This is a genomic window from Gillisella vitis (assembly GCF_001541345.2).
Classification (GTDB): Bacteria; Pseudomonadota; Alphaproteobacteria; order Rhizobiales; family Rhizobiaceae; genus Allorhizobium; species Allorhizobium vitis.
Window position 1 is genome coordinate 411666 of the sequence record NZ_LMVL02000001.1, and the last position, 16788, is coordinate 428453.

At 58.7% G+C, this 16788-nt stretch carries 16 protein-coding genes; 9 read left to right on the forward strand and 7 right to left on the reverse strand.

Going from position 1 to position 16788, the window contains the following annotated elements; genetic code table 11:
- The 4 genes from ASB66_RS01770 (at position 1) to ASB66_RS01785 (ending at position 4232) form a co-directional block, all read left to right on the forward strand.
- The gene (locus ASB66_RS01770; protein ID WP_114386185.1) at positions 1 to 1461 is read left to right on the forward strand and encodes an aspartate aminotransferase family protein; all 1461 of its coding nucleotides are present in this window, start codon (positions 1 to 3) and stop codon (positions 1459 to 1461) included.
- 7 nt (positions 1462 to 1468) lie between these two features.
- Positions 1469 to 2116: a hypothetical protein gene (locus ASB66_RS01775; protein ID WP_060719743.1), complete on the forward strand. Its 648-nt coding sequence runs from the start codon at positions 1469 to 1471 to the stop codon at positions 2114 to 2116.
- A 210-nt stretch (positions 2117 to 2326) separates the two neighbouring features.
- The gene (locus ASB66_RS01780; protein ID WP_060719538.1) at positions 2327 to 3376 is read left to right on the forward strand and encodes an NAD-dependent epimerase/dehydratase family protein; all 1050 of its coding nucleotides are present in this window, start codon (positions 2327 to 2329) and stop codon (positions 3374 to 3376) included.
- Positions 3377 to 3431: 55 nt separating this feature from the next.
- Positions 3432 to 4232, forward strand: coding sequence for an SDR family NAD(P)-dependent oxidoreductase (locus ASB66_RS01785; RefSeq protein WP_234614272.1), 801 nt, complete (start codon positions 3432 to 3434; stop codon positions 4230 to 4232).
- 121 nt (positions 4233 to 4353) lie between these two features.
- Here the strand turns inward: ASB66_RS01785 and ASB66_RS01790 are convergent, their stop codons facing one another.
- The 5 genes from ASB66_RS01790 to ASB66_RS01810 form a co-directional block, all read right to left on the reverse strand.
- The gene (locus tag ASB66_RS01790) at positions 4354 to 5577 is read right to left on the reverse strand and encodes a DUF1501 domain-containing protein (protein WP_060719539.1); all 1224 of its coding nucleotides are present in this window, start codon (positions 5575 to 5577) and stop codon (positions 4354 to 4356) included.
- Between the two features lie 3 nt (positions 5578 to 5580).
- Positions 5581 to 7137: a DUF1800 domain-containing protein gene (locus ASB66_RS01795; protein ID WP_060719540.1), complete on the reverse strand. Its 1557-nt coding sequence runs from the start codon at positions 7135 to 7137 to the stop codon at positions 5581 to 5583.
- A gap of 76 nt (positions 7138 to 7213) precedes the next feature.
- Positions 7214 to 7663 carry a periplasmic heavy metal sensor gene (locus tag ASB66_RS01800; protein ID WP_070147837.1) on the reverse strand — a complete coding sequence of 150 codons (450 nt, stop codon included), beginning with the start codon at positions 7661 to 7663 and terminating at the stop codon, positions 7214 to 7216.
- On the reverse strand, positions 7660 to 8097 hold the full coding sequence (locus ASB66_RS01805) for a hypothetical protein (RefSeq protein WP_060719542.1): 438 nt from the start codon (positions 8095 to 8097) through the stop codon (positions 7660 to 7662). The genes ASB66_RS01800 and ASB66_RS01805 overlap by 4 nt, the downstream gene beginning before the upstream one ends.
- Positions 8090 to 8674 carry an RNA polymerase sigma factor gene (locus ASB66_RS01810; RefSeq protein ID WP_081089154.1) on the reverse strand — a complete coding sequence of 195 codons (585 nt, stop codon included), beginning with the start codon at positions 8672 to 8674 and terminating at the stop codon, positions 8090 to 8092. Before ASB66_RS01810 ends, ASB66_RS01805 begins: the two co-directional genes overlap by 8 nt.
- Before the next feature lie 62 nt (positions 8675 to 8736).
- Here ASB66_RS01810 and ASB66_RS01815 point away from each other — a divergent pair, with 62 nt between their 5' ends.
- Positions 8737 to 8964, forward strand: a complete 228-nt coding sequence (locus ASB66_RS01815) for a hypothetical protein (RefSeq protein WP_060719544.1) — start codon at positions 8737 to 8739, stop codon at positions 8962 to 8964.
- On the opposite strand, the gene ASB66_RS01820 is transcribed toward ASB66_RS01815, so the two are convergent.
- A complete protein-coding gene (locus tag ASB66_RS01820; protein WP_060719745.1) occupies positions 8951 to 9253 on the reverse strand; it encodes a zinc ribbon domain-containing protein YjdM in 303 nt (100 codons plus the stop codon). The two genes, ASB66_RS01815 and ASB66_RS01820, sit on opposite strands and share 14 nt — an antisense overlap.
- Positions 9254 to 9587: 334 nt before the next feature.
- Between ASB66_RS01820 and ASB66_RS01825 the strand changes: the two genes are divergently transcribed.
- Positions 9588 to 12017, forward strand: a complete 2430-nt coding sequence (locus tag ASB66_RS01825) for a glucose/quinate/shikimate family membrane-bound PQQ-dependent dehydrogenase (protein WP_060719545.1) — start codon at positions 9588 to 9590, stop codon at positions 12015 to 12017.
- 109 nt (positions 12018 to 12126) lie between these two features.
- Here ASB66_RS01825 and ASB66_RS01830 read toward each other — a convergent pair whose 3' ends face one another.
- Complete coding sequence (locus tag ASB66_RS01830) at positions 12127 to 13269, reverse strand: ROK family transcriptional regulator (RefSeq protein ID WP_060719546.1); 1143 nt, start codon at positions 13267 to 13269, stop codon at positions 12127 to 12129.
- 96 nt (positions 13270 to 13365) lie between these two features.
- Here ASB66_RS01830 and ASB66_RS01835 point away from each other — a divergent pair, with 96 nt between their 5' ends.
- The 3 genes from ASB66_RS01835 to ASB66_RS01845 all read left to right on the forward strand — a co-directional run bounded on the left by ASB66_RS01835 (position 13366) and on the right by ASB66_RS01845 (position 16784).
- Complete coding sequence (locus ASB66_RS01835; RefSeq protein WP_060719547.1) at positions 13366 to 14739, forward strand: ABC transporter substrate-binding protein; 1374 nt, start codon at positions 13366 to 13368, stop codon at positions 14737 to 14739.
- A gap of 69 nt (positions 14740 to 14808) precedes the next feature.
- Positions 14809 to 15720: a carbohydrate ABC transporter permease gene (locus ASB66_RS01840; RefSeq protein ID WP_060719548.1), complete on the forward strand. Its 912-nt coding sequence runs from the start codon at positions 14809 to 14811 to the stop codon at positions 15718 to 15720.
- Entirely contained in the window at positions 15720 to 16784 is a 1065-nt protein-coding gene (locus ASB66_RS01845; protein ID WP_060719549.1) for a carbohydrate ABC transporter permease, read from the forward strand. The genes ASB66_RS01840 and ASB66_RS01845 overlap by 1 nt, the downstream gene beginning before the upstream one ends.
- The last annotated feature ends 4 nt before the right edge of the window (positions 16785 to 16788 follow it).

Genomic DNA, 16788 nt, shown 5'->3' on the forward strand with positions numbered 1-16788 from the left:
ATGAACATGGCAGCTCGTAACGCAGAACTTTCCTACAGCATCAGGGCCTGGCCGGATAATAAAGACCTCATGGACCGGCTGAATGCGCTGCTGAAGCAACCACCCAAAGGCATTTCCAAGTCCAATATGCCCAAGGTGCTCGATTATTTCGAACAGAAATGCCAGACCTCGAAGGCCTGGGCCGCACGGGCGGCGGAGGTTATTCCGGGCGGGGTCCAGCATAATCTCGCCTTCAATTATCCGTTTCCCATTGCAGCCACCAAAGTCGATGGCGCCTATATGTGGGATGCGGATGGCAATCGCTATACCGACTTTTTGCAGGCGGGCGGCCCGACATTGCTTGGCTCCAACTATCTGCCAGTGCGTGAAAAAGTGCATCAACTGATCGACGAATGCGGTCCGGTGACGGGCCTGCTTCACGAATACGAATTTAAGCTGGCCGAGATTATCCGCAAATTCATGCCGGGCATTGAAATGTTCCGCATGCTCGGTTCCGGCACGGAAGCCTGCATGGGGGCCATCCGCTTAGCCCGTGCTCATACCGGCAAAAAATGGGTGATCAAGGTTGGCGGCGACTATCATGGCTGGAGCGACCAGATGGTCTATGGCATGCGGGTGCCTGGCACCGGTCGGCGCGAAGCAACGGGCATTCCCAAAGGCGTTACCGGCTATACCCAGGAAGTTTTCCCCAATGAGATTGGCACGCTCCGGCGAAAGCTGATGCTGAACCGTATTCGCGGTGGCACGGCAGCGGTTATTCTCGAGCCTCTGGGGCCGGAAAGCGGCACGCGGCCTGTGACGCCTGAATACAACCGCGAAGTTCGCAAACTCTGCGACGAATTCGGCGCTTTGCTGATCTTCGACGAAGTTGTCACCGGTTTTCGTGTCGGCATGGGTGGTGCGCAAGGCTATTTCAACGTGACGCCCGATATCACAGTGTTCGGCAAGTGCCTCACCGGTGGTTATCTGATGGCTGGCGGGATCGGCGGTCGCAAGGATATCATGATGACGCTGGTCGGGGGTATCGGCACCTCGAGTAAGCGCGCCTTTGTCGGCGGCACGCTTTCGGCCAATCCATTGTCTTGCGTTGCTGGTTACTATGCAATCGAGGAAATGGCGCGCACCAATGCGCCGGTTGTTGCCGGACGAGCTGGCGACCGGCTGGCCAAGGGCTTGAAGGAAATCCTCAACCGGCTCGGCCTTCCCTATGTGGTCTATAATATGGGCTCCATCGTTCATCTGCAGACGTCCGCCGTGCTGTTGATGAGCATGCGCAACCCGATCAAGCTGATGCGCGAAGCCAATCCCCGCAAACACCTGATGGAAGAGATGGGGGCAGCCTATATGGCCCACGGCATCCTGACCCTGGTGGGTAGCCGCATCTATACCAGTATGGCGGACACCGATGAGGTGATCGACGATGCCCTTGAGCGTTTTGAAACCGTTTTCCGTTTGGTGTGACATGCTTATGAAAGTCGATAATGCCTATATCGAAGAGGCTCTTGGCCGGGCGGCAGCCCGACTGGCGGGAAAAGGGCTTCTCAAACCGGGTGATGTGCTGTCGCAGCGTATTCCCGAACAAAACGCCTTTGTGAGTGTCCGCATCAACTCCGGGCAGGACGTGCCGGATGCATTCGAATGGACAAGCCTTTCGGCGACACCGCAGGACTTGCATCATCGCATCTATCGCGCCCGGCCGGATGTGGGTGCCATTGCCTCCGGCGGGTTGACCTGGACATCAGCGCTGGCGCGTCTCGACCTTTCCATGCCGGCGATTTTTGATGAGCAGATCCGTCATCTGGGTCTTGAGGCAAAGCGTTTGGGCATGTGCTCGACCGATGACCCGACAAAGGCCTTGTCGAACGGCGCCAATGCCTATTGCCTGGATGACATGGCGCTGTGCTTTGGCATGGGGCTTGAGCGCCTGCTGCTGAATATCGAGATCCTCGAAAAATGTGCTGAATGCTTCATTCTCGCGCACAGTGCCACGGTCAAGGTCAAGCAGATCCCATGGCTGATCAGGTTCATTGCCAATGGTCGTCTGAAGAAAGATCAGAAGGAGGCGGCAGACCGGCATCTTCGCGGAGAAAGATCGATCATGAAGGCTGGATACTGAATGAAGCGCGCCACCGGCTTTCCAATCATGGCGGGCGGCAGGGCAATGGTGCGATTGCTGCGAGAAAGCTGTCTTTTGCCGTGCCGGACCGTCCGCAGAGGATCTTTTGAGGTCATTTTTTGATCAGCTCAGGCCAAGCAGGAAGTCAGATATTTCGAAGCGTTTCTTCCATCTGTTACGATATTACCCATAAAAATATAGGGGTTCAGAATGCAAGAGACCATGCTCGTCACGGGTGGGAGCGGATTTGTCGCCAGCCATGTCATTCTCCAGCTTCTTGAAATGGATGCCACTGTGCATACCACGGTCAGAAGCCTGCGCAATGTGGCCAAGACCAGGCCGTTGACCGATATGCAGGCCCGCTTTCCGGGGAGGTTGACGCTCTATGAGGCCGACCTTCTGACCCCTGGTTCTTTCGATGCCGCAATGGCTGGCTGCGCGATTGTTTTCCACGTCGCATCGCCTTTCAAGCTGCCGGAAAAAATCAAGGATGGGCAGCGTGAAATGGTGGAACCTGCCCTTCAAGGCACCCGGAATGTTCTTGGCAGCGTCAACAGGACTGAAAGTGTCCGGCGCGTGGTGATGACATCGACAATTGGTGCCATCTTTGGCGATTATATCGATGTCCGATCGATGAAGAATAACACGGTTGCCGAGGACTATTTCAATACGTCAAGCAATGTTCAAAATAACCCCTACCATTATTCCAAGGTTCTGGCGGAAAAAGAAGCCTGGAAGATCCAGGGGGAGCAAAACCGCTGGAGCCTGACGACCATCAATCCCGGCATGATCCTCGGCCCTTCCTTGACGCCCGCCTCCGAATCTGGCTCGCTCTTTCTGCTGGACGAGATGTTCAAGGGATGTTTTTTCTACGGCATGCCGGATCTCAGTCTCGCATGTGTGGATGTTCGCGACGTGGCGCAGGCCCATATTCGGGCGGCGCTGAACCCTGACGCAAAAGGGCGTTATATTCTGGCGGAAAACCATACCCGGACCTTCCTGGAAATCGCCGGTTATGCACGCCGATTTCATCCGAAACCTTATCTCTTGCCTTCCTGGCAGATCCCCAATCCGGTGGTCCGGCTGATCGGGCCGCTGTTTGGCCTGACGCAGGCATATATGACCAACCATCTCGGCATTCGCTTTGCTCTGGATAACCGGCGCAGCCAATCTGAGTTGGGTATCGTCTACCGGCCATTCGAACAGACGATGGCGGATCATTATCGCGGTTGGGCGCAACAGCGTGCCGCGATGGCGTAATGCCAAGCCGAAACCGATTTAAGGAATGATGCAGTCATCAGGTAGGAGATCGATCATGCATTTCTCAGGGAAGGTTATTTTGATCGTCGGCGCTTCCTCCGGCATGGGGCGGCTGCTTGCCCTGCGGCTTGCAGGCGAGGGTGCCAAGGTGATCGTTACGGCGCGGCGTGAGCCGATGCTCATCGAATTGTCCGAGGATATCATTAGCGCCGGTGGCGAGTGCCTGGCCATCGCGGCTGATGCAACCGATGCGGCGGCGGCTGCCGAGGTGGTGAAAACGGTGATCGATCACTATGGCCGGATCGACATGATCTATCTTAACGCAGGCGGTGCACCTGCCCTGGATATGCGGCTGATGAGTGCCGTTGAGGTTAACGCCTGCATGCGTTTGAATTATGATGTTGTGGTCAATTATATCTTCCCGGTTTTGAAGCAGATGATGCGACAGGGCGGCGGCTATGTCGCCCATACCAATTCGTTAGCCGGGTTTCTCGGCGTGCCGCTTCAAGGCCCTTATTCAGCAGCCAAGGGAGCGGCGATGCTGCTCATCGACACCTGCCGCATCGAATTTGCCCGCTATGGCATCACGTTCACCACCATCTATCCGGGGTTTGTCGCCACCGAGGCAACGGCTGGTGACGGGATGCCTGCGCCTCTTGAGATTTCGGCGGACAAGGCCGTTGATCATATCCTCTATGCGCTGAGACATGAGAAGGCGGATTATCTCTTCCCTTTCACCATGCGCTGGTTAATCCGGCTCGCCCATATTTTGCCCAAGCCTCTAACGCGGTGGATTTTGGGCAAGTCGATGCCGGACTTGCCCGAGATCGGACATACGCAACCGATATCAACCTGACAGGTGGTTTTTGAGCGCCTCACCACGTTCTGGCGTGATAAAGGCCTGGTCGAGTCTCGGCACGAAAGTCTTTCAGGGGAGCATGGAACCTGCCAGACTCTCGTGCTGTAGATCTCTGGTTTTATACGATGAGGCCCTTCATCGGCTGAACACTCTCCGAGCCTGGAAACACAACACTTGCCAGATGACCAGCACTGGCACCGAGAAGATCGACCGCCATGCCTTTGATCACGGCGCGGATGTCGGTGGTGGCGGCCAGATCGCGGCCTTCGAACAGTTGGTTCTGCTTGAGGCCCGGCCAATCGGTGATGACGCGGCCACCCCGTACGGCACCGCCAGCGAGGAAGGCGGTCGTGCCGGTGCCGTGGTCGGTTCCGTCAGTGCCGTTGATGCGTGCCGTGCGACCGAACTCCGTTGCAACGATGATCGCCGTATCCTTCCATGCGGGTCCAAGTTCCTGCTCGAAAGCGGCAATCGAATTGTCCAGGCCAGCCAGAAGCTTTGCCAGCCGGTCGATTTCCTGCGCGTGGGTGTCCCATCCCTCAAAAGCCAGCGCCGCCACACGCGGGCCATCCGGTTGGGCCAGCAACCGGGCAGCGCCGCGAGCCATCTGCTCCATGCCGTTAGGGTCGCCGGGGCCGCCCTTTGATTTCATGTCGAGGCCGGATGCGATCTTGCCGGTCTGGATGCCTTCGATCAAAAGTTTCGAGAGCATTGGGTCCGTGCGGCCATAAAGATCCATCAGGCGCGGCGCAAGATCGCCGTCAGCGGGTCTGAGCACGGACGGCGCCCAGCCGAGCACCGGTGCCTTGCCGCGAATGACGAGGGGTGCGGTTGCCCCAACGGAAAGCCCTTGCACCCGCTCTGCCGCACCGGGAACGATCTTGTCACCGGCTGGCAGTCCTTCAAGCAGGCGGTTCATCCAGCCGGTTTCGACATGGCCCGGGGTCGGAAAGCCGGATTCCAGCACATCCTGTCCATCGAAATGCGAGCGCTCACGGTAGGCGGTGGCACTGGCATGCACCACGGCGGCCTGATTGGCGCGGAACAGGCGTTGGAAATTCGGCATCGAGGGGTGCAATCCGAAAAAGCCGTCGAGCGGCAGCACCGGCTTATCTCCATCCAGCCTGAGCGCAATCGACTGGCGCAGGCCTTCATAATCGGGATCACCGATGGGCGGTACGGCGGTCAGCCCATCCAGCGCGCCGCGCAGGATGATGGTGACGAAGCGCGGATCGCGCCCGCCAGCCGCATGAGCAAAGCGGGGCATGAAGGCCCAGGCAAACAAGGCGCCGGATGTGCCGAGAACGGCGCGGCGGATGGGGGAGAGGTTTTCGCACAGCATGGTTCAACGCCTCTGAAATTCGGGGGAAAGGAAGGCAATCGACAGGCCCTGCGGTCGGGTTTCCGCCCGGGAAATCGCTTGCAGGGTGTCGGCGGTGAGAAGCGGCCCCAGCCGGTCACCGGCAAAGGCACGGGGGTCGACCTGCCCCTGGATCTGATGGGCAAACAGGTTGGCGGCATCGATACGGGTCGCCAGCGATTCCGACGAGGCCCAGGCATCGGTAACGTCGGAAAAACCGTTGGGACCGGCGGGGTTCCACAGCGGCTGACCAAGCGCATTCAGCATGGAAATGATCTGCTCCGGCTTCGGCTTGATCCCGCTGGTGCGCAGCATCGCCGCCACATAATCCTGTGGCATGCGCATCTTCGTCAGTGTCGGATTCCAGGCTTCGTCGGCCTCGACAAGGGCTGTATAGACAGCCGAAAGGTCGCCCTGTGACTTTGTATAGGCGGCGGCGAGTTTCGTCACCAGGGCCGGTGGCGGCTGGTCGGCGACGAAATAGCGGACAAGTTTCATTGCAATATGTCTGGCGGTTGCCGGGTGGCGAGCCAGATCGCGCAAGGCGGTGCGGCCCTGTTCCACATTGCCCTCGGCATAGGTCATGCCCATCACCGTGTGGTCGCCCGGTTCATGGGCGTTGGCGTTGAAGATGAATTTGCCTTGTGGGCCTGGGCGCTTTTCATCGCGGTAGAATGTCCAGCCGGTGATGATCCGCGCCAGCGATGTCACATCTGCCTGGCTATAGCCGCCATCGACGCCGAGCGTGTGCAGTTCCATGATCTCGCGGGCAAGATTTTCATTCAGGCCCCGCTTGCCGTTCTTGTTGGCGGGCGAGGTCGGGCCGATGGATTGCTGGTTATCGAGGAAAACCAGCATGGCCGGATGGGTTTCGACCGCCAGCAGCATGTCTTCGAACCTCCCAAAGACATGGGGACGGATGGCTTCCCGCTCGAACGCGCCAGCCAGAATATGCACTTCGCCACCCTTGCTGATCGCCACCGAAAAATGGTTGGCCCAGAACATCGCCAGCCGTTCGCCAAAGCCGATCAACGGTTGGTGGATCGTTCCGTTGAAACGGGCATCGGCCTCCGCAAGCAGGATCTGCTGGGGAAAATAGGGACGCTTGGAAACCGGCATTTCCGGCTTTTTGTCCATGGACTGGGGTTGGGCCTGGGATTGTGGTTGCGGCTGGGGCGGCATGGCGCCCGCCTGCATGCCATTGCCCTGCATAGCATTGCCTTGCATGCCAGCAGCTTGGGACGGGCCGCCCGCGCCCTGCATCGCATTCGCGCCAGCCATGGCAGCACCCGCCATGGCACCGGCTGCGGGTTGTTTGTCGCGCTCGGCTTTGACCTGCTTTTGGTAGTCGTAAAGCGCTACCAGCAGATCGGAACTGGAGCGCAATTGCGCCCCGACTGGTGTTGGCACAGCACGCTCCGTGATCTCTTCCTTTAAGAGATCGCGGGGGGCATCCTTGATGGCGGTGATCCCGCCATCCGCAGCGCCAAGGCCGAAGCGCCAGAGCGCCAATGCGGCATCGACATCGTTGGAATTGGACATGGCCGATATGAACTCCGTTTCATCATCGGCCTTTCAACGTCGCTATAGGTTCAAATCCGTCGCTTTTGAAATATGATCATTTCGTGGCAGGCCGTGGTGCCTCCCGCTGGATCAATCCGTCCGCCAGACGGCGGCGTTCATCGACCGACAGGGTGGCTACGAAATCGATCGCCTTCTGCTCGGTGGCAGCCCGCACCGCATATTCGGCCTCGCGGGCGCGTTTCAGCGCATCGGCCAGCGCTACGCCGTCGAGATCCGGCTTGCCCATCAGGGCTGCGGCCTCAACACGTGCTTGGCGTGCTTCTAGTCCTGTGGAGCGCACATCACGGCGCGCATCGTTCAGGGCCTTTTGAAACTCGCCGCGCAATTTTGAAGGCAGTTGTTCGCCCGCCAGCGGCAGACGCGAAGGCGGCACCGCTGCATTGTCATAGAGATAGAAAAAACCGGCCCCGGCAAGGGCGCAGATCAGGAAGGTGTTGAGCACCAGAAGGCCGATGGCCAGCCGCTTGAAACCGTGTTCCGTCATCGTATCTCCTGGGCAATCTCGCCTTCGGTCATGATATTGCCAAACGCCGTCGCGGTGTCGGTCATCGGGATCTGGGTGGGCGGTGCAACTATTGCAACCGCCAGCGCCCCGGTGAGGCCGCCCGCAAGGCCGATGCCGAGAAGCCCCGCGCCGACCAGCCAGCGATGCAGCCTGCGGCGCAGTGTGACGCGCTTGTCTGCCGATTGCAGGATGCGGCCTGTCAGGGCAGAGGACGCAGAGGGTGGGGCTGACAGGGCGAGAAACGCATCCAGGCGGGACGCCTCCTCCACCATGGCGCGACCGGCTTCAGTTGCGGCAAAAATATCTGCCGCACCGCGCCGGTCTTCAGGCCAGCGGCTGCGGTCGCCGCCATAGGCTTCGACAAGCGCGCGAAACCGTTCCGCATCCATGCCTTGCTTGCTGTCGTCACTCATTCCCATCTCCGTTCAGGCCATCTCCGGTCAGAGTCTTCTGCAAAGACCGTCGTCCACGCGCCAAAAGGCTTTCCAGCGCATCGACGCTGATCTGCATCACACTGGCAGCCTCCAGGTTCGACATGTCCTGATAGTAAACCAGGACAATTGCCTCCCGTTGCCGGGGGGCGAGCGCCTGCAAGGCCGCATTGACCCGCTGGCTGTCTGCTTCATGTCCCGTCAGCCCGGCATCGGGCAGAGGCGCTTCGTCCATCCGGTCGGGAGGCTCGGCCATCAGCACGTCGCGCCGCTTGCGCAGCCGGTCGTAGCAAAGGTTTATTGCCACACGGTGCGCCCAGGTATCGAAGCGGGCACGGCCTTGCCGCCAGCCACCGGCATGTTTCCAGATGCGCAGAAAGGTTTCCTGCGCCACATCCTCCGCCTCCGCCGGGTCAGCGAGCATGCGATTGGCAAGCGCCAGAAAACGCGGCAGCTTGCGCGCCACCATGGTCCGCATCGCGGCCTGATCGCCCGCCGCAACCTGTTTGACCAACTCTTCATCGGGATCGTCGGTCATGTCCTCTTCACCGCAACCCATCCACTGCAACTCGGGCAGCTTCGCGCACACGACTACTCTTTTTTGCCTCATTGGAGGTCAAAATGCGCAAGGACCTGGGAAGCATCAAGGTGAGGCGGATCAAATTTTCTCCCGAAGATGAGATAGGACAGCTCAATCGATGGATCTTTAACGCGGGAGAAACGCAATTCCGTCGCTCATTCAGAGATTTTTTTGGTGAATATCCGGCGCTTGGCCCGGCGTCCAGGGCTGCCGCCCAGGGAATACAGGCCGGGTTTTCGCCCGGCCCGCCGATCATCAACGCTTCTTGACGAATTCCGTCCGCAGCACCAGTCCCTTGATCGCGTCGTGACGGCAATCGATCTCTTCCGGATTGTCCGTAAGGCGGATCGACTTGATGACGGTGCCCTGTTTCAGCGTCTGGCCAGCGCCCTTGACCTTCAGATCCTTGATGAGGGTGACGGAATCGCCATCCTGCAAAAGATTGCCGGAAGCATCACGGACCTCCGATGCCTGAGCGGCGGCAGCTGCCACTTCGGAGGCGGGGCGCCATTCGCCGGTCGCTTCATCATAAATGTAATCGTCGTTATCGCCAGCCACGGACCCTGCTCCTGAAGTGAATGTTATCTGATCTCCGTCGCTTACAGGAGCAAGGCCCGGTGTTGCAACGAGAACATCCGTTAATTCGAACATGAGGAACGGTTTCGTCCGCTATAGCGATGACTTTTCCATGGAGTTTGTTGTCTCTTGTCAAAAAGGCGTGGACGAAGGATAAGCGGGGCAGGCAGACATGCCTCCGGCGAACCCTGTGACGGGAGGGCAGTGTCCCCGGAAATCCAACCATAGAAGGCGTTCGGGCTCGTGTCGATCTGGCGAAACCTCATGCGATCCGTTGACTGTCGATCCGACCAACCTTTCAAGGAGCTGAAATACGATGGTCCAACAAAAAGGCGCCCTCTCGGCGCTCGCCAAACTCTGGCTGATCCTGCTGGGTGTGGTGCTCGTTCTCGCTGGTTTATTTCTTGCCATCGGCGGCTACCGATTGATCACGCTCGGCGGTAGCTGGTATTTCATCATCACCGGTACTGCCGTTGTCCTGTCCGGCCTGCTGGTTTTGATGCGGCGCCCGCTCGGCGCGGTGCTGTTCGTCATCATCACGCTGTTGACCGCCGTCTGGGCGATCTGGGATGCCGGTCTTGATTTCTGGCCGCTGATCTCGCGCCTATTGGCCTTCGGCATTGGCTCCACCGTGGTGCTGCTGTCGCTGCCGCTTCTGCGCAAGGCGCGCGGCCTGGCACCCGGCTACGCCGGTTCGTTGACGTTTGCGGCCGTTCTGGCCTTGGCCTCCGCAGGTGGTGTGGCCGGCATGTTCATGCCCCATCCTTCCGTGCCTTTTACCGGCACTCCGATTGTTCGTGTACCGGTCGATCCGGCAAGCGAACAGAAGAACTGGGAACATTACGGCAATACATCAGGCGGTAGCCGCTTTGCCGCGCTTGACCAGATCAATGTCGATAATGTCAAAGCTCTGACGGTCGCCTGGACCTATCATACCGGCGACACCCCGATCAGCCCCGGCAATAACGGCGCGGAAGATCAGGAAACCCCGTTGCAGGTCGGCGAGAAGCTGTTCCTGTGCACGCCCCATAACAACGTCATCGCCGTCGATATCGATAGCGGCAAACAGTTGTGGAAGGCCGAGATCAACGCCAAGTCGTCGGTGTGGATGCGATGCCGTGGTCTTGCCTATTTCGATGCGACCCGTCCGCTGGATCAGCCAACGGTCCCCGGCTCGACGCCGGTCTCCGCGGTGACTGTTGCACCGGGTGCGCTTTGCGAACGCCGCATCCTGATGAACACGATCCAGGCTCAGTTGATTGCACTCGATGCGGATACCGGCGCGTTTTGCCCTGATTTCGGTACCAATGGCCGCGTCGATCTGAAGATCGGCATGGGCGATGCGCCCGATCCGCAATATGTTCTGACATCGGCACCCACGCTTGCCGGAACCACTGTCGTGGTCGGCGGCCGTATTGCCGATAACGTCCAGGTCGATATGCCGGGCGGCGTCATGCGTGGTTTCGATGCTGTGACCGGTGAATTGCGCTGGGCGTTTGATCCCGGCAATCCTGAGATCACAAAGCTGCCGCCTCCGGGCCAGACCTATACGCGCTCGACACCCAATGTCTGGGCCGCAATGTCCTACGATCCGGCATCCAATACGGTGTTCATGCCGGTTGGCAGCCCTTCGGTTGATCTTTACGGCACGACCCGGACGCCGCTCGATCACAAATATGGTGCGTCCATGCTGGCGCTTGATGCCACCACGGGCCGTGAAAAATGGGTCTATCAGACGGTTCATAACGACCTCTGGGATTTCGACGTGCCGATGCAGCCGTCCTTCATCGATTTCCCGAAGGCGGATGGCACCAAGGTTCCGGCCCTGGTTTTCGGCACCAAGGCTGGTCAGCTTTACGTTCTTGACCGGCAAACCGGCCAGCCGCTGACGGAGGTCAAGGATATCCCTGTCAAGGCAGCCAATATTCCGAACGAGCCTTACTCTCTCACCCAGCCGCTGTCGGTTGGTATGCCGCAGATCGGCACTGGTCCTCTTACCGAATCCGACATGTGGGGTGCGACGCCGTTCGACCAGCTGTTGTGCCGTATCTCCTTCAAGTCCATGCGCTATGAAGGTCTCTATACCGCTCCAGGCACGGATACCTCGCTGGCATTCCCCGGCTCGCTCGGCGGCATGAACTGGGGCGGTCTTTCCACCGACCCCGTCCATAACCTGATTTTCGTCAATGACATGCGCGTCGGTCTTTGGGTGAAAATGCAGGATGCGGTACCCTCGACCAAGACATCGAATGGTGGCGAAAGCGTCAATACCGGCATGGGCCTCGTGCCGATGAAGGGGACGCCCTATGCGGTTCTCAAGGATCGCTTCCTGTCCGCCGCAGGCATTCCCTGCCAGAAGCCGCCGTTTGGTACGCTGACAGCGGTGGATATTAAAACCCAGAAGATCGTCTGGCAGGTGCCGGTTGGCACTGTGATGGACCAGGGGCCGCTTGGTATCAAGATGGGCCTGCCCATTCCGATTGGCATGCCGACGCTCGGCGGCACGCTTGCCACGCAGGGTGGTCTGGTGTTCATTGCGGGCACTCAGGACTATTATCTGCGGGCCTACAGTGCCGCGACGGGTGAGGAAGTCTGGAAAGCCCGGTTGCCGGTTGGCAGCCAAGGTGGTCCGATGACCTTCAAATCGCCAAAGACCGGCAAGCAATATGTGGTGATCTCGGCTGGCGGGGCGCGCCAGTCGACCGATCGCGGCGATTACGTCATCGCTTACGCCTTGCCGAACTGAAAATAATCCAATGACAGGAAACCGCCCGGAGGCAACTCCGGGCGGTTTTTATCTTCCTATCGCCTTGCGTCTCGATGCCTTCTGGGCTCTGCCCAAATCTGGAAAGAGATCAGAGACCCGGATTGCCCGGCACGCTATGAAGGATCATCGCTGCGGCGCCAAAAGCGACAGCATCGACCGCTGAGATTTGCGGGAGACATATGTCCGGTTGAATGACCCGTGCTCCATCGAACGGATTCGATGTCGAGAAATCAAGCCATGCTGCAAGCTTTTCCCTTACCAGTCTGGGCAGCGTTCCACCGATATAAATCGCCGATGGTGCAAGAACGGCTGTCACCATAAAGGCGAGCGTGGCCAATTCCGGCCCCGCTTTCCTCAGCCATGCATCAAAAACTGCCGGGTTTGCTTGCAGATATGCCGTCCATTGGTCGGAAGACCGGCCTTTCGGGATGTTTCCGTGATGCTCTTTGCACCAGGCCGCCAGGTCGTCAAAAGAGGGGCGCGATAATCCTCGCGCCCGAAGCGCGCCGATTTCGCCAGCATTTCCAAGATTGCCGCGATAAAGTTCCTTGCCAATGATAATGCCGCTGCCAATGCCCTCGGACAGGTACAGATAAGCAAAACTGTCGTGTTCGGTGGCATTGCCCAAGGCAAGTTCGCCCATGGCCGCAGCATTGGCGTCGTTTTCAATCAGTACAGGGCAGTCCAGTGTCTCGCGCAGGGTCGAGGCAAGATCAGAGCCTGCCCAGGCGACGACTTCCTCTGCGAGGTCAAGAAAGGCTGTGCCGTGGCGAAAACGGGTCGGCATGGCCACACCGGCGCCGATCAGCAGGTGTTCATCAATACCGTTCGATGCCAGCAAGTCGGCCTTGAGCGTTCTGATGGTCGTTTGAACGTCGGAAAATCTGTCGTAAGGCCCTTCAACCTGCTGTTCGCCAACCCGGTTGCCGCAAAAATCCAGTAGCGTCAGTGTCAGAGAGTAGCTGTTGGCATGGACACCCAGCGCATATCCGATGTTTCCGGCGAGCATGAGGTCGATGTGAGGTGCCCCGCGCTGGCTTTGCCGCCTGGCGCCCTGGATAACGATGCCGCGCTCGATCAGGTCGCGGGTCATCATGCTGACGGCGGCCTGGGTGACGCCGCACAATTCCGCGAGTTCCGCACGCGACGCAATGCCGTTTCGTCGCAAGTGTTTCAGCACCGCCGCTTGCGTGGTGCCTATGCCGTGCAAAGGCCGTTGTCTCGTCAGCACCGAATCCGGTTCCTCTCCATCACTGATCTGGCGATGTCATAAAATAGTTACTTAAGCAAGTTAATTAAATAATCATCATCAACTGGATCGACCGTCATGACCAAATGCCTCGCCCTTCTCGCCACCGTGGCGATTTCTGCGCTTGCCACCGGATGGGCGCATGCAGAAGACATCAAGATCAAGCTCTCGACGCTGGCCGATAAGACGGCTCCGGCGCGCATCACCAATATCGAAGCCGCCGCAGACATCATGAACCAGCAGTTCAAGGCGGCTGGCGTCGACAAGCATATTGTCATCGAAGCCAACAACAGCACGGTCAAAGGCTGGGACGATCTGGCGCTCGATACGCTGAAGGCATTTGCAGTCGGTCAGGGGCCTGATATCTACGTCGTTCCGCATGAATGGATCAGCAAATTTGCGGAAGATGGCGATGCGCTGCCGATGGACGAGCGGATTGCCGCTGCCCCATGGGTCTATGGCGACATCCTGCCGGTGCTGTGGAAGGCCGCCAAGGGCAATGATGGCAAGATCTATGGCATACCGCAGGATGCCGAGATCCGTATGTTCTTCTATAACAAGGACATGCTGCGCAAGATCGGCAAGGATGAGGCCTTCATCGAAGGCTTGCCGGCCAAGGTCGAAGCAGGCGAATTCACGCTCGATGATCTGACGACGCTCTCCAAGGAAGTGGTCGATGCGAAGGCTGCTCAATACGGCATGTTGCATCGCCCCAATGTCGGGATCGACTATCTGATGGTCTTCCAGTCCTACGGCGTCAAATTCCTGGATGAGAAAACCGGCAAGCTGGTGTTTCCGAAAGCGGAAATGACCAAGGCACTCGGCTGGTACGAGCGTAACGCCAAACAGGGCGTCACCCCTGTCGACAACACAGCAATGAGCTGGGATGCAATCCAGGGCGCCTTCAAGCAGGAAAAGGCATTCATCTTCCATCAGGGCGTCTGGGCGGTTGCATGGCAATTGGGTGAGATGAACGGTGCCACCTGGCCCACGGATCGTGAAGGCTATTTCCACAAGATCGGCTGGATTCCGGCGCCAGCCGCCGAAAAGGGCGGCAAGCCCGCTAACCTTTCCCATCCGCTGCTCTATACCGTCAATGCCAAGAGCAAGAATGCGGAGATTGCTGCTGATCTCGTAGCACTTGCGACGTTGCCGTATTTCAACAACCAGCATGCCGTTACGTCTTATCATACGGCCATCAGCAACGCCCAAACGGCGATGCCCAAATACAAGGACAATTGGGTTCTGTCAGCGGCATCGCCGATGATGGCGCATGCCGGGTTCGTGCCGAACCACACCCAGTTCGGCAGCTACAACAAGATCTTGTTCAGCGGCTTGCAGGCGGTGGAAACCGGAAAGATGAAGGCGGCCGATGCCGTTGAGTTCATCGCCGACGAACTTGAGACGCAGTTCGGTTCTGACGTCGAAATCCGCGATACCGCCAGCAACTAAGCTTGGCCCTGCTGCGTGCCGCCCGTCTCTTCGTCGGGCGGCATCTTTTATTCTCACTGGTAGTTCATAATGTCCCAATTCCAGCTTCGAGCGCATCGACCGGCTCGGCCAATTCTGTACCTCGCGCCAGCAATCGCACTGCTTGCCGTGTTTTTTCTGGCGCCGATTGTTGTCAACGCGGTGATCGCCTTCACGGACATGGGTGCCAATCTGCGGGTTGGTCATTTCACATTACAAAACTTCGAGCGGATCGTGCAGCGTGACGCGCGGATCCCGATGGTGCTGCTGACAACGCTGATCTACGTTTCCGCGACCCTTTTCATCTTCAATGTTGGCCTCGGCGCGCTTTTGGCGATGACCTCGACCGCGATCCCCGACCGGCTGGGTAATTTCTTTCGCGGGCTATGGCTTTTGCCGCGCATGAGCCCGGCTGTGCTCTATGGGATCTTGTGGATCTGGATCGCCGATCCAACGCCCTTGGGATTGCTCAACCAAGTGACCGGCGCATTTGGCCTGCCACCGGTCAACCTGCGCAATGATTTTCCGCTGCTGCTGGTCATTCTGGCAAACGGCGTTGTCGGGGCTTCTTTTGCGATGGTCATTCTGACCTCGTCTATCCGCTCCATCCCTTCGCATCTCGCCCATGCGGCGCGTGTCGATGGCGCCAGCGAGTGGGGCGTTCTGCGCCATGTGGTGGTGCCAGCGCTTTCGCAGCCGATCCGTTTCATCACCATCTACCAGGCGCTCTCCCTGATGACGACCTATGAATATATCCTCCTGATCACCGGCGGCGGCCCGCTCTACGATTCCACCCCCTACGCGCTCTATATCTACCGGCGTGCATTCGAAAGCGGCGCCTATGCCTATGGTGCGGCGCTGGCGCTGGGCCTGATGGTCATCGGCATTGCCGTGACCCTGGTGCAATGGCGTGTTTCCAACATGCGCTCCACCTTTGCTGCTCCAAAGATTGAGGTCTTGTGATGTCGCTGGTCCAGACCGATACCATGCCGTCCACCGATTGGGCACGTCTCGAACGTCGGGGCGTCGCTCATCGTGCTGGTTTCCTGTCGGCGCTTATCCTCTTCCTGACGATTGTCTCCATCCCTATTCTGCTGCCTTACCTCTGGCTTTTGGTGAAATCGCTTACCTCATCCGACGGCGCTGTCAGCCGGCTTGTTCTGTGGCACAGTACGGCCATCGCCGGGGTCGGCTATCTCGGCGCAATCGGATTGGCGTTGTTGGCAGATCGGCTGCGTAGGCCCGCCGTCAGCTGGGCCGTGCTTGCCATGGTGATTGTCATTCTGTCGGCAATTTTCCTCGTCTCGCATCTGAGTTTCGATAACTACCGCTTTCTGTGGAACCCTGACATTGCCAAAATCGGCACCAATCGCATGGACCTGATGCCATCGATCTGGTCGGCGCTTGGCACGTCGCTGGTATTTGCGATTTCCCAGACGGCAATCGTCACACTCGTCGCCACCCCAGCCGCCTATGCGCTGTCGCGGTTCGCCTTCGCTGGCCGTGAAAATATTCTGCGCGGTCTGCTTCTGCTGCACGCCTTTCCGGCGCTGGCGCTCACCGTCGCGATCTTCATCCAGCTTTACTATATGGGCCTACTCAACAACTTGGTGGGTGTCGTGCTGGTGTTGAGTGCGCTGGAATTGCCCTTTGCGATTTTCGTCCTCAAAGGGTTCTTCGACGGCGTGCCATGGGACATCGAGATGAGCGCGGTGACGGATGGTGCCACGCGCTTCCAGGCGTTTCGCATGGTGATCCTGCCGCAGATCCGCAGTGGTCTGATTGCTGTTGCGACCTTCACATTTCTCCGGGGTTGGGAGGAATATGTCTTCGTCCAGACTCTGCTGATCGAAAAGAACCAGATGACGATGAGCCTCTACCTGTTCTTCGTCGCCCAGGACCATATGGGGGCGGACTACGGTATGATTGCTGCCGTCGGCATCGTTTATCTGCTGCCTGTCCTGATCCTCTACATCTTCACGCAGAAGTACATCACGCAAATGAGCTTTGGCGGGATCAAAGGATAACCGA

Excerpts from the sequence above, each read along its gene's own strand:
- ASB66_RS01840 (WP_060719548.1), top strand. The coding sequence starts at position 14,809 with ATGTCCCAATTCCAGCTTCGAGCGCATCGACCGGCTCGGCCAATTCTG.
- ASB66_RS01780 (WP_060719538.1), top strand. The coding sequence starts at position 2,327 with ATGCAAGAGACCATGCTCGTCACGGGTGGGAGCGGATTTGTCGCCAGC.
- ASB66_RS01785 (WP_234614272.1), top strand. The coding sequence starts at position 3,432 with ATGCATTTCTCAGGGAAGGTTATTTTGATCGTCGGCGCTTCCTCCGGC.
- ASB66_RS01815 (WP_060719544.1), top strand. The coding sequence starts at position 8,737 with ATGCGCAAGGACCTGGGAAGCATCAAGGTGAGGCGGATCAAATTTTCT.
- ASB66_RS01810 (WP_081089154.1), bottom strand. The coding sequence starts at position 8,674 with ATGGGTTGCGGTGAAGAGGACATGACCGACGATCCCGATGAAGAGTTG.
- ASB66_RS01825 (WP_060719545.1), top strand. The coding sequence starts at position 9,588 with ATGGTCCAACAAAAAGGCGCCCTCTCGGCGCTCGCCAAACTCTGGCTG.
- ASB66_RS01800 (WP_070147837.1), bottom strand. The coding sequence starts at position 7,663 with ATGACGGAACACGGTTTCAAGCGGCTGGCCATCGGCCTTCTGGTGCTC.
- ASB66_RS01795 (WP_060719540.1), bottom strand. The coding sequence starts at position 7,137 with ATGTCCAATTCCAACGATGTCGATGCCGCATTGGCGCTCTGGCGCTTC.
- ASB66_RS01775 (WP_060719743.1), top strand. The coding sequence starts at position 1,469 with ATGAAAGTCGATAATGCCTATATCGAAGAGGCTCTTGGCCGGGCGGCA.
- ASB66_RS01805 (WP_060719542.1), bottom strand. The coding sequence starts at position 8,097 with ATGAGTGACGACAGCAAGCAAGGCATGGATGCGGAACGGTTTCGCGCG.
- ASB66_RS01770 (WP_114386185.1), top strand. The coding sequence starts at position 1 with ATGAACATGGCAGCTCGTAACGCAGAACTTTCCTACAGCATCAGGGCC.
- ASB66_RS01790 (WP_060719539.1), bottom strand. The coding sequence starts at position 5,577 with ATGCTGTGCGAAAACCTCTCCCCCATCCGCCGCGCCGTTCTCGGCACA.
- ASB66_RS01835 (WP_060719547.1), top strand. The coding sequence starts at position 13,366 with ATGACCAAATGCCTCGCCCTTCTCGCCACCGTGGCGATTTCTGCGCTT.
- ASB66_RS01845 (WP_060719549.1), top strand. The coding sequence starts at position 15,720 with ATGTCGCTGGTCCAGACCGATACCATGCCGTCCACCGATTGGGCACGT.